The following is a 15,245-nucleotide window of genomic DNA, read 5'->3' as shown; positions in this document are numbered from 1 at the left end:
CCCTCCCGCACCGGGCGCAGGAGCGTGCACGCTCGCAGCGGAAAGGTCACGGCATCCGCGTTCCGGGGGGTGGGAAACGAACCTGGTTGTCCGCTGTGAGCGGGGTGCGGACAATCGAGAGGAAGAAAGGCCGGTCGATGAAGATCCTCGTGGTGTGTGGAGCGGGTGCGTCGAGCACGTTCGTCGCGCAACGCGTTCGTCGCGCTGCCCACGAGAAGGGCCTGGACTACTCCGCGTCGGCGGGAACCTCGCAGTCCCTCCCGATCGACCTGGACGCGGCCGACATCGTGCTGGTGGGTCCGCACCTGGCCCTCGAGCTCGAGGACATCCGCCTCCAAGCCACGCCCCGCGGCGTGAGCGTGGTGCTGCTTCCCGACGATGTCTTCACCGACCACAGCGGCACCCGAACCCTCGCCCTGGTCGAGGACGCCCTGCGATCCCGCCAGCCCGCGGACACGATCTGAAAAACGACGGAGAGGACACCATGCCCCACTTGACCCGCACCGTCCGCATCGGATCGTCGCACGGCCTGCACGCGCGCCCCGCGAAGCTCTTCGCCCAGGCGGCGAAGGACTCCGGTATCCCCGTGACCCTCGCCAAAGACGCCGGCAAGCCCATCAACGCCGCGAGCATCCTCGGGATCATCGCTCTCGGGCTCGAGCAGGGCGACTACGTGACCCTCACCGCCGACGGCGACACCGCCGAAGCGACGTTGGAGCGCCTCGCGGAGCTTCTGACCACCGACCACGACGCCGAGTAAAGGAAACACAGCACCATGACGGAACTCCGTGGAGTCGGAATCGGACTGGGCGTCGCCCAGGGACCCATCGCGCGCATGGCAGAGCCCCTGCCCGCCCCGAAGGACGCGAAGAGCGAGCTCTCGGTCGAAGACGAGACCGCGCGCGTGCGCGAGGCCATCGGCGCCGTCGCCCGTGAGCTCGAAGCCCGCGGCGCCCAGGCCGGGGGAGCTGCGCGCGACGTGCTCGAGGCGCAGGCGATGATCGCCGAGGACCCCACGCTCGAGGCCGAGGTCGACAGCCGTCTGGCGGCCGGGAAGACCGGCGAGTTCGCCGTGCACGATGCCTTCTCCTCCTTCCGCGAGCAGCTCGTGGCCCTCGGCGGCTATCTGGGTGAGCGTGCCGCCGACCTCGACGACGTCGCCCAGCGGGTCATCGCGCGTCTGCGCGGGGTCGCAGCTCCCGGCATCCCGGATCCGGGCCACCCCTTCGTGCTGGTCGCCAAGGATCTGGCACCCGCCGACACCGCCCTGCTCGACCTCGAGAAGGTGCTCGCCCTGATCACGACCGAGGGCGGTCCCACCTCGCACACGGCGATCCTGGCCCGAGAGAAGTCGATCGTCGCCGTCGTCGGCGCGGCCGGCGCGAAAGACCTCGTCGACGGGCAGTCCGTCATCGTGGACGCCGCCGCAGGTGTCGTCACCGTCGATCCCACCGACGACGACCTCGCCCGCGCGCAGAACCGCGCCGACGCCCGCAGGACCGCGGCATCCGCCCCCATCACCGACGGCGCCCTCTCCGACGGCACGAAGGTCCCCCTGCTCGCGAACCTCGGCAAGCCCGGCGGCGCGGCCGAGGCCGTCGAGCTCGGCGCCGAGGGCGTGGGTCTGTTCCGCACCGAGTTCCTCTTCCTCAGCTCGAGCTCCGCGCCCACCGTCGAGGAGCAGCGCGCCGCCTACATCGAACTGCTCAGCGCTTTCCCCGGCAAGAAGGTCGTCGTGCGTGTGCTCGACGCTGGCGCCGACAAGCCGCTGCCCTTCCTCAACGACGCGCACGAAGAGAACCCGGCGCTGGGCCTGCGGGGCCTGCGCGCCCTCCGCGCGAGCGAGGACATCCTGCGCGAGCAGCTCACCGCCCTGGCGGAAGCGGATGCCGCGACCCGGGCTTCCGAGGCGGGCCCGGCCGACCTCTGGGTCATGGCGCCGATGGTCTCGACCGTCGAGGAGACCCGTTACTTCACCGCACTGGCGAAGGACTACGGCCTGAAGACCACCGGTGTGATGGTCGAGGTGCCCTCGTCGGCGCTGCTGGCCGACCGGATCCTGCAGATCGCGGATTTCGCCTCGATCGGCACCAACGACCTGACGCAGTACACGCTCGCCGCGGACCGCCTGCTCGGCTCGGTCGCGTCGTTCCAGGACCCGTGGCACCCGGCCGTGCTGCGCCTCATCCGCGAGGTCGGGGCCGCCGGTCGCGCTCACGACAAGCCCGTCGGCATCTGCGGCGAGGCGGCGGCCGACCCGCTGCTCGCTGTCGTGCTGGTCGGTCTCGGCGCCACCACGCTGTCGATGGCTCCCACGGCCCTCGCCGACGTGCGCGCCACCTTGCTCACCCACTCTCTCGACGATGCCCGTCGCATCGCCGAGGCCGCCCTGGCCGCGGATGACGCGGCCTCTGCCCGAGAGGCCGCCCAGGCAGCCTCCGCCCACTCGGCGGCGTAAGCCGCCCCCCACCGCGGCTCCGGCCGTGCAGCCAGTCAAGGAGACACAGCAATGACGACGACGTCACCCACCAAGAAGCCGGGAGGGGCTCGGATCGCGGTTCAGCGATTCGGCACGTTCCTCTCCGGCATGATCATGCCGAACATCGCGGCATTCATCGCATGGGGTTTCATCACCATGCTCTTCATCCCCGCCGGCTTCTTCGGTGCCAACAGCCCCTTCGGCTGGCACTGGGCTCCGGTCGCCGAGATCCTCGGCGGCGGCGGCGACGCCGCGACCATCAACTGGCCGGGCGCCATGACCGCGCTGACCGCGAACGCGGACGGCGGCACCTACCAGGGCTACGTCGGCCTGGTCAGCGTCATGATCACGTACCTGCTGCCGCTGCTCATCGCCAACACCGGTGGGCGCATCGTCTACGGCGCGCGCGGTGGCGTGGTCGCCACGATCGCAGTGATGGGCGTCATCGTCGGCACCAACATCCCGATGTTCCTCGGCGCGATGATCATGGGCCCGCTCGCGGCCTGGGTCACCAAGCAGATGGACAAGCTGTGGGACGGCAAGATCCGCCCCGGCTTCGAGATGCTCGTGAACAACTTCTCCGCCGGCATCCTCGGAATGATCCTCGCGATCGTCGGCTTCTTCGCCTTCGGCCCGGTCTTCCTCGGTATCAGCGCGGTCCTCGGCAGCATCGTCGCGTTCCTCGTGCAGTTCAACCTGCTCCCGGTGCTGTCGATCATCGTCGAGCCGGCCAAGGTGTTGTTCCTCAACAACGCGATCAACCACGGTGTCTTCACCCCTCTCGGCATCGAGCAGGCGGCGGAGTCGGGCAAGTCGATCCTGTTCCTCATCGAGGCGAACCCCGGCCCCGGCCTGGGTCTGCTGCTCGCCTTCACCTTCTTCGGTGTCGGCGCGGCGAAGGCGTCGGCCCCCGGCGCGATCATCATCCAGTTCCTCGGCGGCATCCACGAGATCTACTTCCCGTACGCCCTCGCGAAGCCCATGACGATCCTTGCGCTGATCGCCGGTGGTGCCTCGGGTGTCGCGACGAACATGATCTTCCAGGGCGGCCTGGCCTTCCCTGCCGCTCCCGGCAGCATCATCGCCGTCACCGTCGCCGCCATCGGCGCCGGTCCCGCCAACCTCCTCGTGGTCTACCTGTCGGTCGTCGTGGCCGCCGCGGTGACCTTCCTGGTGGCCGGCGTCATCCTCCGCGCCTCGCGCAAGCGCGACCAGGAGGCCGAGGGCGACAGCTTCGCCGCCGCGATCGACCAGACCGCGGCCAACAAGGGCAAGGAGTCCTCGGCCCTCGGCGCCCTCCGCACCCGTGCCGCCGGCACGACCGGCTCGGGCACGACCGAGGCGGCCGACCGCGATGTCGACGCCGTCCTCGGCGGCGCCGCGGGAACCGTGGCGACCAAGCAGCTGAACAACATCGTGTTCGCCTGCGACGCCGGCATGGGCTCCTCGGCCATGGGCGCCAGCGTCCTGCGCAACAAGATCAAGAAGGCCGGCATCGACGGCGTCACGGTCACCAACCAGGCGATCGCGAACCTCGACGGCTCCGCCGACCTGGTCATCACGCAGAACCAGCTCACCGACCGCGCCAAGGCGCAGTCGCCCGACTCGCTCCACGTGTCGGTCGACAACTTCATGAACTCGCCGAAGTACGACGAGGTCGTGGAGATGGTGCGCGCTCAGCACGAGGCCAAGTAATCCCCTAGCACGCCAGGGGTCGGTGCGTCAGCCCGACCCCTGGCGTCTTCCCGTCCGGCCCGCGTTTTGCGAGGCTGGACAGCACGACGAGAAAGGCGAGAACCATGTCAGACGTCCTCCGCAGTGAATCCGTCCGCATCCACCCCGGCAGCGCCACCCGCGAGGAGGCGATGAAAGAGGCGGCCGACCTGCTCCAGGCCACCGGTGCCGTCACCGCCGAGTACTTCGACGCCATGCAGCAGCGCGAAGAGACCGTGTCGACGTACATGGGCAACGAGCTCGCCATCCCCCACGGCACCAACGAGACCAAGCAGGCCATCCTCACCTCGGGCCTGTCGGTCGTCCGCTACGACGGCGGCGTGGACTGGGGCGGAGAGCCCGTCACGTTCGTGATCGGCATCGCCGGCAAGGGCGACGAGCACCTCGAGATCCTGTCGCAGATCGCCATCCTCTTCTCCGAGGAGGACGACGTCGCGCGTCTGAAGGCCGCCTCCTCCCCCGAGGAGCTCTTCGAGGCCCTCTCCGGATCCGTCAACGCATGAAGGCCGTCCACTTCGGCGCCGGCAACATCGGCCGCGGCTTCGTCGGCCTGCTCCTGCACGAGGGCGGCTACGAGCTGGTCTTCTCGGATGTCTCGGCCGCTCTGGTCGAGGCCATCAACTCGGCGTCGTCGTACACCGTCCACGAGGTGGGCGAGGGCGGCGTCGACAAAGAGGTGACGGGCTTCCGCGCGATCGACAGTTCCGTGGACGCCGAGGCGCTCGTCGACGAGATCGCGACCGCCGACGTGGTGACCACCGCCGTCGGCCCCACCATCTTGAAGTTCGTGGCCCCGCACATCGTGGCGGGTCTCGCCCTGCGCGATCCGGCGCTCCCCCCGCTGCAGATCATGGCGTGCGAGAACGCGATCGGCGCGACCGATCAGCTGCGCGAGCACGTGGTCGAGCTCGCGGGCGAGTCGTGGGATGCCTTGGCATCCCGTGCCGTCTTCGCCAACACCGCGGTCGACCGGATCGTCCCGGCGCAGTCCGGTGGCGGTGTCGATGTCACCGTCGAGCCGTTCTACGAGTGGGCGATCGAGCGTCTGCCGTTCGGCGACACCCCGCCGAGCATCCCCGGCGCGCACTTCGTCGACGACCTCGAGCCCTACATCGAGCGCAAGCTCTTCACGGTCAACACCGGGCACGCCACCACGGCGTACTTCGGCGCGCAAGCCGGGATCGACCGCATCTCGGACGCTCTGTCGAACCCCGAGATCGCGGCCAAGGTCGAGGCGGCCCTCGAGGAGACCAGCGCTCTGCTCGTCGAGAAGCACGAGCTCGACGCCGACGTGCAGGGTGAGTACCGCGCGACCATCCTGCGCCGGTTCCGCAACACCGCCCTCCCCGACACCGTGTGGCGGGTGGGCCGCCAGCCCCTGCGCAAACTCTCGCGACACGAGCGCTTCGTGGGCCCGGCGGCCGAAGCCGTCGACCGGGGTCTTCCCGTCGACGCGCTGGTGGCCGCGATGGCCGCGGCTCTCGAGTTCTCGGATGCCGAGGACGCCCAGGCCGTCGACCTGCAGCGGATGCTGCGCGAGCTCGACGCCGAGACGTTCACCGCCGAGGTCACCGGCCTCGACGTCGAGCACCCGTTGTACGCGCGCATCGTCGAGATCGTGTCGGCCCGCAAGGCTGCCCTTCCCGCCTGACACCCGCTACGCTCCGAACCTCCGCCGATGTGACGCCCCGCGCGCCACATCGGCGGAGGCGTTTCGGCGGGGGGGTCCCGCGCCCTCGACGCCGACCGGCGAGGATACGCTCGAGAGGTGACCCCCAGCGAGACCCCCGCCGATCCCCCTCCCGCGCGCGCTCCTCGCCGTCGCCGGCGATGGCTGCGGTGGACTCTCGGCGGGTTGGGCGCTCTCGTCGTGCTGCTGGTCGTCGGCATCCTGGTCTACACCCAGGTGGGAGTGATGGGCGCCGAACCCGGCCCGCTCGCCGAGGCCCGGGCGAACCCGGCTCTGACGATCACCGATGACGGTGCGGGCATCGTCCTCTCCCCCGCGACGGGGGCGACCGGGCAGGGGCTGGTCTTCATCCCGGGCGCGAAGGTCGAGGCGGAGGGGTACATCGCCACCTTCGCGGACACGGTCGTCGACGACGGTGTGACCGTGGTGATCACGCGCCCCTGGCTCAACCTGGCCTTCTTCGATCCCCGTCCCCTGTCGACGTTCACCGACCTCGCGCCGGACGTGTCGACCTGGGCTGTCGGCGGTCATTCCCTCGGCGGCGTCCGCGCCTGCCAGCTCGCCGGCGACGCCGACGCTCTCGTGCTCTTCGCCTCGTACTGCGCGAACGACCTCTCGGCATCCGGCCTTCCCGTCCTCAGCCTCTCGGGATCCGAAGACGGCCTGTCCACCCCGCAGAAGATCGCGGATGCCAAGGGCGAGCTGCCCGCGACCGCCACCTTCGTCGAGATCCCCGGCGCCTCGCACGCCTCGTTCGGCTCCTACGGTCCGCAACCCGGCGATGGCACCCCCACGGCCGACCCCGCCGAGGTCGACCGGGTGATCGCCGAGCAGCTCGCGGGCTTCCTGCCGCGGCCCTGACGCCGCCCGCGGTCGCGCGGACGGCCACGCGAGCGAAACTCCTGAGAACCTCGCCGCTCAGGCACCATCGCCGCCGAGGCACGGCGCGTGCAGCGCGGAAGGTCAGGAGTTCGGCACGGGCGAGCTCGGTGCCGCCCGTTCCTCCCCGGCACCCGTCATCCACAGCTCGGGCGCTCGCCAAACGAAGACGGCGATCAGATCGGCCAGGGTGTCCGGGTGACGTCCCTCGTTCCCCTTTCCGAAGAGAACCAGGAGACGGTGTGGACGACGCGCGAACTCCTGGCCGCCGGATGGTCGCGGCGCGCTCTCGCTCGCGCTGTCGCAGACGGCAGCCTTGCGCGTGTGCGGCAGGGGCGGTTCGTCGCGGCCGGAACGCACGGCGACATCGTCGCGGCTGCGCGTCTGGGCGGGCGGCTGGACTGCATCAGCCTGTTGGCCATGCGCGGGGTGTTCGTCCATCATCATTCGCACCGCCACGTGCAGCAGGACCCGTTGGCGAGCCGTCGACCTCCGGCACCCCGCGACGTCGTCTACCACTGGCGTGCATCGTCGGCACCACGCGATCGTGCCGCAGTCGATGTCGTCGAGGCGCTCGCCCAGGCGATCCGATGCCAACCGCCGCGGTCCGCTGTCGCCACCCTCGACAACGCCTGGCACCTCGGGCTTGTCGATGAAGCAGACATCGCCGAAGTCTTCGCGCGCGTCCCCCATCGCTTCCGGGCCCTGCGTCCACTGCTGGATTCGCGTGCGGAAGCGGGGACCGAGTCGCTGGTTCGTCTGCTTCTGCGTCAGCTGGGCTGCCGCGTCGAGCTGCAGGTCCGTATCGATGGCGTGGGCCGTGTCGACCTGCTCGTCGACGGATGGCTCATCGTCGAGTGCGACAGCGAGCAGTTCCACGGCTCCTGGCCAGTCCATAAGAAGGACCGGCGCCGCGACATGGCCGCTCTGGAACGCGGCTACGCCACGCTGCGACTGCTAGCCGAAGACATCCTGTATCACCCGGACCGTGTCCGCGCCGCTCTCGAGCGCATCTTGCTGCACGGCGCTCCGGGCCGCACTCCTGAGTCTTCGACCCCACAGCGCCGCGACCGGCCCACGTGACGGCGTGCGGGCGCACAAGTCAGGAGTTTCGCACGCCACACGCCCGGGCACGCCGTCCCTCCGTCTCACGCTCGGCTCCCCCGCCCGCAGCGCGGACGGCGACCCCGACCGCACCGAACTCCTGAGAAACGGTGCGATCGCGCCTGGGCAGGGCACTGCGCCGCCGCGTCATGCGCACATCTCAGGAGTTTCGCACGCCGCGCGCCCCTCCCCGCCGCTCCCGGAAACGACGACGGCGCCCACCGAAACCGGTGAGCGCCGCCCGCACCGCGTCAGCGGTGGAACCCCTCCGAGATGATCTCGATGAGCTCCTCGCGTTCCTCGACCGGCAGGAAGGCCCCCGCCGCCGCGTTCAGCTGGAACGCCTCGAGGTCGTCGAGGTCGTACTCGAACGCCTGCGCGAGCAGACCCAGCTCGCGCGTGAGCGTGGTGGCGCTCATGAGGCGGTTGTCGACGTTCACCGTGACCGAGAAGTCGAGCTGGTACAGCAGGTCGAACGGGTGGGCGTCCATCGTGTCGCCCCAGGCCGTGACGGCCCCGCTCTGCAGGTTCGACGTGGGCGACAGCTCGAGCGTGATCTCGCGATCGCGTACCCAGCGGGCGAGGTCACCGAAAGTGACCTGCACCTCTTCGCCCTCGCGCGAGACGACATCGAGGTCGTTGGCGATGCGCACGCCGTGACCGAGACGCAGCGCCCGTCCGTCGAGGAGAGCGGAGCGGATCGATGCCAGTCCCGCCCCCTCTCCCGCGTGCACGGTGGTGGGGAAGAACTGCTCGGCCAGGTAGTCGAACGCCTCGCGATGCCGCTGCGGCAGGAACCCGTCCTCCGGTCCGGCGAGGTCGAAGCCGACCACACCGCGCCCGCGCCACGAGACCGCGAGCTCGGCGATGTCGCGCGCGTTGTCGTTGTGCCGGAGGGCCGTCAGCAGCTGTCCGACGCGGATGTCGCGGCCGCGTGCGTCGGCGGCATCTTCGCCCTGCTCGATGCCTTCCTGCACGGCGTCCACGACGTCGTCGAGGCTGAGACCGCGGGTGAGGTGCTGCTCGGGGGCCCACCGCACCTCGCCGTAGACGACGCCGTCGGCCGCGAGGTCTTCGACGAACTCCTTGGCCGTGCGTACGAGGCCCTCACGGGTCTGCATGACGCCGACGGTCACCGAGAACTTCTCGAGGTAATCCTCCAGCGAGCCTCCGTCGAGGTGGTCCGAGAACCACCCTTCGAGGCCCTTCGCGTCGTCGGCGGGCAGGTCGAGCCCGATCTCGTCAGCCAGCTCGAGCACCGTCTGCGGGCGCAGCCCGCCGTCGAGGTGGTCGTGCAGCGAGACCTTCGGCAGATCGGCGATCTTCGTCCGGCCGATGCGGAATTCTTCGGATGCCACGGTTTCCCTCTTTCCGGATGCCATCACGCGGTGATGTGCTCGCGAACGATGGGCGATGCCGCGGGGGCGGTGTCGCCGATCTCGAGGGCGCCCTCGACGGCGCCGAGCGCACGCTCGAAGCGCGACTCGTCGTCCGCGGACAGGGTGAACAGCGGCTGACCGGCGGTCACGGACTGCCCGACGGTGACGTGCAGGTCGATTCCCGCGGCGTGCACGACGGCGTCCTCGGCCCGTGCGCGACCCGCGCCCAGGCGCCAGGCGCCGATGCCGAACGGCAGAGCCTCGACGCGCGTGACGACGCCCGCACGCTCGGCCACGACCGTGTGCGTCTCACGCGGCTCGGGGAGAGCGGCATCCGGATCTCCGTCCTGCGCGCGGATCATGCGGTTCCAGACGTCCATCGCACGGCCGTCCTTCAGCGCTTCCTCGACGTCGGCGTCGGGCCTGCCCGCCAGCGTGAGCATCTCACGGGCCAGTGCCACCGTCAGCTCGACGACGTCGGCGGGTCCTCCCCCGGCGAGCACCTCCACCGACTCGCGCACCTCGTTGGCATTGCCGATGGCCAGGCCCAACGGGGTGTTCATGTCGGTCAGCAGGGCGGTGGTGTTCACTCCCGAGTCGGTGCCGAGCGCGACCATCGTCTCGGCGAGCTCGCGCGCGCGGTCGATGTCCTGCATGAAGGCGCCGGAGCCGAACTTCACGTCGAGAACGAGTGAGTCGGTGCCCTCGGCGATCTTCTTCGACATGATGCTCGAGGCGATCAGCGGGATCGCCTCGACGGTACCGGTGACGTCGCGGAGCGCGTAGAGCTTCTTGTCGGCGGGGGCCAGGCCCGTGCCGGCGGCGCAGATGACCGCGCCCACGTCGCGCAGCTGCGCCATGATCTCGTCGTTCGACAGCGCTGCACGCCAGCCGGGGATGGACTCGAGCTTGTCGAGCGTCCCGCCGGTGTGGCCGAGTCCACGGCCCGAGAGCTGCGGTACCGCGACGCCGAAGGCGGCGACCAGCGGGGCGAGCGGAAGGGTGATCTTGTCGCCTACGCCGCCGGTCGAGTGCTTGTCGACGGTGACCTTGCCGAGCGAGCCGAAGTCCATGCGCTCACCCGAGGCGATCATCGCGTCGGTGAGCACGCGGATCTGGTCGCGACCGAGGCCGTTCAACAGCACCGCCATGGTGAACGCCGACATCTGCGCGTCCATGACGTAGCCGCGCGTGTACGCGTCGACCAGCCAGCGGATCTCGCCCTCGGTGATGGCGCGTCCGTCGCGCTGCGCACGGATGATGTCGACGGCGTCGTACTGCTCGGCGCTCATCGTGCCGCCTCCTCGAGGTCGCGGGGCCCGAAGGCGTCGGGGAGCACCTCGTCGATGGTCCGGATGCCGCTGACGGTCTCGAGCAGCATGCCCGGGATCGCGTGCTCGAACAGCAGCTGTCGGCAGCGTCCGCACGGCATGAGCGTGCGGCCCTCACCGTCGACGCAGACGAAGGCCACGAGCTGGCCGCCCCCGCTCATGTGCAGGTCGGATACGAGTCCGCACTCGGCGCACAACGTCACGCCGTACGAGGCGTTCTCGACGTTGCACCCCGAGACGATGCGCCCGTCGGCGACGAGCGCCGCGGCGCCCACCTTGAAGCGCGAGTAGGGCGCGTAGGCGCGGTGCATGGCATCCGTGGCGGCCGAACGAAGTTCGTCCCAGTCGATGTCGGTCATCGTGGAGTGGTGGATCCTCTCGTGAAGGGAAGGGGGTCAGCCCTTGATGTAGGGCTTTCCGGCGGCTGCGGGCCCCCGGATCTGGCCGGCGAAACCCGCCACCGCGATGATCGTCACGATGTAGGGCAGCATGAGCATGAACTCGCTGGGGATGGGCGTGCGCAGCACCGTGAGCAGGTTCTGCAGGTTCGTCGCGAAGCCGAACAGCAGTGCCGCGAGCGTCGCGCGGATCGGGTCCCAGCGACCGAAGATGACGGCGGCGAGGGCGATGAAGCCCAGGCCCGCGGTCATCTCCTTGGTGAACTGACCCACCGACACGAGGGTGAAGTACGCGCCGCCGATACCGGCGATCGCACCGGCGAGCGAGACGTTCCAGAAGCGGCTCGAGTTGACCTTGATTCCGACGGTGTCGGCGGCCTGGGGGTGCTCGCCCACGGCACGCAGGCGAAGACCCCAGCGGGTGCGGTACAGGCCCCACGCGACCACGGCGACGACGGCGTACATCAGGTAGACGATGAAGGTCTGGTTGAACAGCACCGGTCCGATGATCGGGATGTCGCCCAGCAGGGGGATCTCGATGCGGGGGAAGCGCTCCGGGCGGTTCAGCACGTCCTCGTTCGGCACGAGCAGCGCGCCGTAGAGGAAGCCCGTGAGACCGGTGACGAGCACGTTGAGCACGACACCGACGATCACCTGGTCGACGAGGTACTTGATCGAGAACGCCGCGAGCACGAAGGCCACGAGGACGCCGCCGATCATGGCCGCGACGAGCCCCAGGAAGGGGTTGCGGGTGAGGGATGCCACCAGAGCCGCGCTGAACGCGCCGAAGAGGAACTGTCCCTCGATGGCGACGTTCACGACGCCGACCCGCTCGCCGATCACGCCGCCCAGCGCGCCGAAGATCAGCGGGACGGAGAGCGAGAGCGCTCCGAACAGCAGGCCGGTGACCGGCACGAGGCCGTCGGCCGCGGCCCACACGAGGAAGGCGAAGACGGCCAGGGCGCCGAAGGCGATCGGCAGCCACAGCGGGGTGCGGCGGTAGCTCACGGCATCCCAGACCGACCAGGCGGTCAGGAGCACGAGCAGCACGAGCACGCCCCAGCTCGTGGCCGCGGTGGGCACCGCGACGCTGCCGAGGTCGATGTCGGAGGCCGGGTCGCCCAGGCGGAAGGTGCTCTGCCCGTCGCGCGGGACGAGGGCGAACAGCAGAGCGAGCAGCACCGTCACGACCGTCAGGCTCACCGCCAGCTTGATGTGGCGCACGCGCACCGTGGTCAGCTGGATCGCGTCATCCGCGAGATGCGTCGCGGTCATGCCGCCACCGCCTTCTTGGCCGCCTTGGCCCGGTCTTTGGCCGCGCGCTCGGCCTCGCTCTTGGGGAGGAAGAAGATTGTGCGCACCAGCGGCGGGGCCGCGATGAACAGCACGATGAGGGCCTGCACGACCAGCACGATGTCGACGGGGATGCCCTGCGAGGCCTGCATCGTGAACGAGCCCGACTTGAGGGCGCCGAACAGGATGCCGGCCGCGAACACGCCCCACGGGCGGCTGCGGCCGAGGAGGGCCACGGTGATGGCGTCGAAACCGATGCCGGAGTCGATGAGACCGTCGAAGCCCGTGGTCACCGCCCCCTGGATCTGGTTCATACCCGCGAGACCCGCCAGGCCTCCGGCGAACAGCATCGCGTAGACGTACATGCGGGGTACCGAGATTCCGGCCGCGCGGGCCGCGTGCGGGTTCTCGCCCACGGCGCGCAGGCGGAAGCCGAGGCTCGAGCGCTCCATGAGCCACCAGACGAAGACCGTCGCCGCGATCACGAAGACGAAGCCGAGGTCGAGCAGCGGGAACTGCGGACCGAACAGTTCGGGGAACTGGGCGTTCGCGGGAGTCGCCGACGAGATCGGCTGGTCGCCCGCGGGGCGCTGCAGCAGACCGGGGGTGCGCACCATCCACGTCACCAGGTAGTAGGCGACGTAGTTGAGCATGATCGTGAGGATCACCTCGTGCGCGCCGGTGCGCGCCTTGAGCAGACCGACGATGCCGCCCCAGAGCGCTCCGCCCGCGATACCCACGATGAGCGTCAGCGGCAGCTGGATGATCATCGGCAGGTCGAGGTTGAAGGTGACGAGACCGGCGAAGGCGCAGGCGATGAGGATCTGGCCGCGTCCGCCGATGTTGAACAGACCCACGCGGAAGGCGAGAGCGACGCCCAGACCGGCCGCGATCAGCGGAGCCGCGAACCCGAGGGTGTTCGTGAGCGGGCGGATCTGCGCACCGAAGTCGGAGACGCGGGAGTTGAACACCGCGCCGCGGAACAGCGCCTCGTAGCCGCCGTAGACGGAGTTCCAGATCGCACCCAGCATGTCGCCGGGACGCGCGAAGAAGTAGCCCGAGGTTTCGCGCACCTGGTCGTTGGTGGCCGCCATCAGGATGCCGCCGACGATCATCGCCGCGACGACGGCGAGGAGCGTGGTGATCCACGACGAGCGCAGCAACTCGGTGAGGAACTGGTTCGTGCGCGGCGGCGCGGGCGTCTCGGCGGGGGTGTGGCCGGTCAGCGGCCCCGATGCGGTCGGCAGCTGCTCGGGCGGCAGACCTGCGTCTCCGGTCGGGCCCGTGCTCGGGATGTGGCCGCTCACGCTGTCTCCTCCGCGGGCTGCTCGCCCGCCATCATGAGCCCGAGGATCTCGCGCGGGGTGTTCTCCGGCACGATGCCCACGATGCCGCCGCGGTACATCACCGCGATGCGGTCGCCGAGGGCGGCGATCTCGTCGAGCTCCGTCGACACGACGATCACGGGCACGCCCGCATCGCGCGCGGCGACGATCTGCTTGTGGATGAATTCGATCGAGCCGACGTCGACGCCGCGGGTGGGCTGAGCGGCGACGAACAGCTTCAGCGGGCGGCTCATCTCGCGGGCGATGACCACCTTCTGCTGGTTGCCGCCCGACAGCGTGCCGACCGGGGTGGATGCCGACTGGGTGCGGATGTCGTACTCGGCGATGCGCTCGCGGGCGAAAGCGGTGAGCGCGGCGCGCTTGATCGTGCCGCCGGAGACGAAGGCGGAGTCGGATGAACGGTCGAGGATGAGGTTCTCGGCGACGGAGAAGCCTCCGACCAGGCCGTCCTCTTTTCGGTCCTCGGGGACGAAGCCGACGCCCGCGTCGAGGATGGCGCGCACGCTCTTTCCGACCAATTCGGTGCCGTCGAGGTCGACGGTGCCGGTCACCCCCTCGGCGAGGCCCACGATGGCCTCGACGAGCTCCGTCTGACCGTTGCCCTGCACACCCGCGATCGCGACGATCTCGCCGGGACGCACGTCGAGATCGACGTCGTCGACGACCACGGCTCCCTCGGGCGTGACCACGCGCAGGTTGCGGATGGACAGGCCCCCGGATGCCGCGGCCTTCGGGGCGTCCTTGACCACGGTGAGCTCGACCGCGCGGCCGACCATGAGCGAGGCGAGCTCGCCGTTGCTGGCAGTGGGTTCGGCTTCGCCGACGATCTTGCCCAGGCGAACGACGGTGATGCGGTCGGCGACCTCGCGCACCTCGCGGAGCTTGTGGGTGATGAAGACGATCGAGGTGCCCTCGTCGCGCAGCTGCCGCATGATGCCCATGAGCTCATCGGTCTCCTGCGGGGTGAGCACGGCCGTGGGCTCGTCGAACACGAGCACCTTGGCATCCCGAGACAGAGCCTTGATGATCTCCACGCGCTGCTGCACGCCGACGGGCAGGTCGCCGACCAGAGCGTCGGGGTCGACCTCGAAGCCGAAGCGCTGCGCGACGTCGCGCACGTGCTTGCGGGCGGCGTTCAGATCGAGCGCGCCCAGGGCCTTGGTGCTCTCGTGGCCGAGCATGACGTTCTCGGCGACGGTGAAGACGGGGATGAGCATGAAGTGCTGGTGCACCATGCCGATTCCCGCGGCCATGGCATCGCCGGGGCCGCGGAAGCGCTGGACGACGTCGTCCAGCAGGATCTCGCCCTCGTCGGCCTGATACAGGCCGTAGAGGACGTTCATGAGTGTGGATTTACCGGCACCGTTCTCTCCGAGGAGAGCGTGGATCTCGCCAGGCTGGACGACCAGATCGATGTGGTCGTTCGCAACCAGGGACCCGAACCGCTTGGTGATGCCGCGGAGCTCGAGCTTCATGCTGTGCACCCTATTCGAAGACGTTAAGAAGACGGAAAGAAACCGCGGTCGCTCGGACTCCTGGTCCGAGTGACCGCGGTTGGTTCTCTGGGGCTCGCGGCCGCGGCCGCTCGAACTCCTGGTCCGAGCGACCGCGG

14 protein-coding genes are annotated in these 15,245 nt (G+C 69.8%); 8 read left to right on the top strand and 6 right to left on the bottom strand.

What is annotated here, in order from left to right:
• The first annotated feature begins 137 nt into the window (after positions 1-137).
• The 8 genes from AB6V29_RS09950 to AB6V29_RS09915 all read left to right on the top strand — a co-directional run bounded on the left by AB6V29_RS09950 (position 138) and on the right by AB6V29_RS09915 (position 7,865).
• On the top strand, positions 138-464 hold the full coding sequence (locus AB6V29_RS09950; protein ID WP_369358367.1) for a PTS sugar transporter subunit IIB: 327 nt from the start codon (positions 138-140) through the stop codon (positions 462-464).
• Between the two features lie 20 nt (positions 465-484).
• On the top strand, positions 485-760 hold the full coding sequence (locus AB6V29_RS09945) for an HPr family phosphocarrier protein (RefSeq protein WP_210072145.1): 276 nt from the start codon (positions 485-487) through the stop codon (positions 758-760).
• A 15-nt stretch (positions 761-775) separates the two neighbouring features.
• On the top strand, positions 776-2,458 hold the full coding sequence (gene ptsP / locus AB6V29_RS09940) for a phosphoenolpyruvate--protein phosphotransferase (RefSeq protein ID WP_369358364.1): 1,683 nt from the start codon (positions 776-778) through the stop codon (positions 2,456-2,458).
• A 51-nt stretch (positions 2,459-2,509) separates the two neighbouring features.
• Complete coding sequence (locus AB6V29_RS09935; RefSeq protein ID WP_369358362.1) at positions 2,510-4,174, top strand: PTS mannitol transporter subunit IICB; 1,665 nt, start codon at positions 2,510-2,512, stop codon at positions 4,172-4,174.
• Between the two features lie 104 nt (positions 4,175-4,278).
• Positions 4,279-4,716 carry a PTS sugar transporter subunit IIA gene (locus AB6V29_RS09930; RefSeq protein ID WP_210072148.1) on the top strand — a complete coding sequence of 146 codons (438 nt, stop codon included), beginning with the start codon at positions 4,279-4,281 and terminating at the stop codon, positions 4,714-4,716.
• Complete coding sequence (locus AB6V29_RS09925; RefSeq protein WP_369358361.1) at positions 4,713-5,864, top strand: mannitol-1-phosphate 5-dehydrogenase; 1,152 nt, start codon at positions 4,713-4,715, stop codon at positions 5,862-5,864. Before AB6V29_RS09930 ends, AB6V29_RS09925 begins: the two co-directional genes overlap by 4 nt.
• 117 nt (positions 5,865-5,981) lie before the next feature.
• Positions 5,982-6,764 carry an alpha/beta hydrolase gene (locus AB6V29_RS09920; RefSeq protein WP_369358359.1) on the top strand — a complete coding sequence of 261 codons (783 nt, stop codon included), beginning with the start codon at positions 5,982-5,984 and terminating at the stop codon, positions 6,762-6,764.
• A gap of 216 nt (positions 6,765-6,980) precedes the next feature.
• On the top strand, positions 6,981-7,865 hold the full coding sequence (locus AB6V29_RS09915) for a type IV toxin-antitoxin system AbiEi family antitoxin domain-containing protein (RefSeq protein ID WP_307315448.1): 885 nt from the start codon (positions 6,981-6,983) through the stop codon (positions 7,863-7,865).
• Between the two features lie 272 nt (positions 7,866-8,137).
• On the opposite strand, the gene AB6V29_RS09910 is transcribed toward AB6V29_RS09915, so the two are convergent.
• From AB6V29_RS09910 to AB6V29_RS09885, 6 genes are read right to left on the bottom strand one after another with little or no spacing between them, the layout of a single operon-like run.
• A complete protein-coding gene (locus AB6V29_RS09910; protein WP_307315447.1) occupies positions 8,138-9,268 on the bottom strand; it encodes an adenosine deaminase in 1,131 nt (376 codons plus the stop codon).
• Positions 9,268-10,557, bottom strand: a complete 1,290-nt coding sequence (locus AB6V29_RS09905) for a thymidine phosphorylase (RefSeq protein WP_369358357.1) — start codon at positions 10,555-10,557, stop codon at positions 9,268-9,270. Before AB6V29_RS09905 ends, AB6V29_RS09910 begins: the two co-directional genes overlap by 1 nt.
• Complete coding sequence (locus AB6V29_RS09900; protein ID WP_013583709.1) at positions 10,554-10,955, bottom strand: cytidine deaminase; 402 nt, start codon at positions 10,953-10,955, stop codon at positions 10,554-10,556. The genes AB6V29_RS09905 and AB6V29_RS09900 overlap by 4 nt, the downstream gene beginning before the upstream one ends.
• Positions 10,956-10,991: 36 nt before the next feature.
• Complete coding sequence (locus AB6V29_RS09895) at positions 10,992-12,269, bottom strand: ABC transporter permease (RefSeq protein WP_210072153.1); 1,278 nt, start codon at positions 12,267-12,269, stop codon at positions 10,992-10,994.
• The gene (locus AB6V29_RS09890; protein ID WP_307315438.1) at positions 12,266-13,594 is read right to left on the bottom strand and encodes an ABC transporter permease; all 1,329 of its coding nucleotides are present in this window, start codon (positions 13,592-13,594) and stop codon (positions 12,266-12,268) included. Before AB6V29_RS09890 ends, AB6V29_RS09895 begins: the two co-directional genes overlap by 4 nt.
• Positions 13,591-15,108 (bottom strand): ABC transporter ATP-binding protein, encoded by a 1,518-nt coding sequence (locus tag AB6V29_RS09885; protein WP_369358356.1) that lies wholly within the window; start codon positions 15,106-15,108, stop codon positions 13,591-13,593. Before AB6V29_RS09885 ends, AB6V29_RS09890 begins: the two co-directional genes overlap by 4 nt.
• Between the last annotated feature and the right edge of the window lie 137 nt (positions 15,109-15,245).

Origin of the sequence: Microbacterium sp. 20-116 (assembly GCF_041079415.1) — a bacterium.
Lineage (GTDB): Bacteria > Actinomycetota > Actinomycetes > Actinomycetales > Microbacteriaceae > Microbacterium.
The sequence above is the reverse complement of the archived record's forward strand: the minus strand, read 5'-3'. Positions and strand labels throughout refer to the sequence as shown.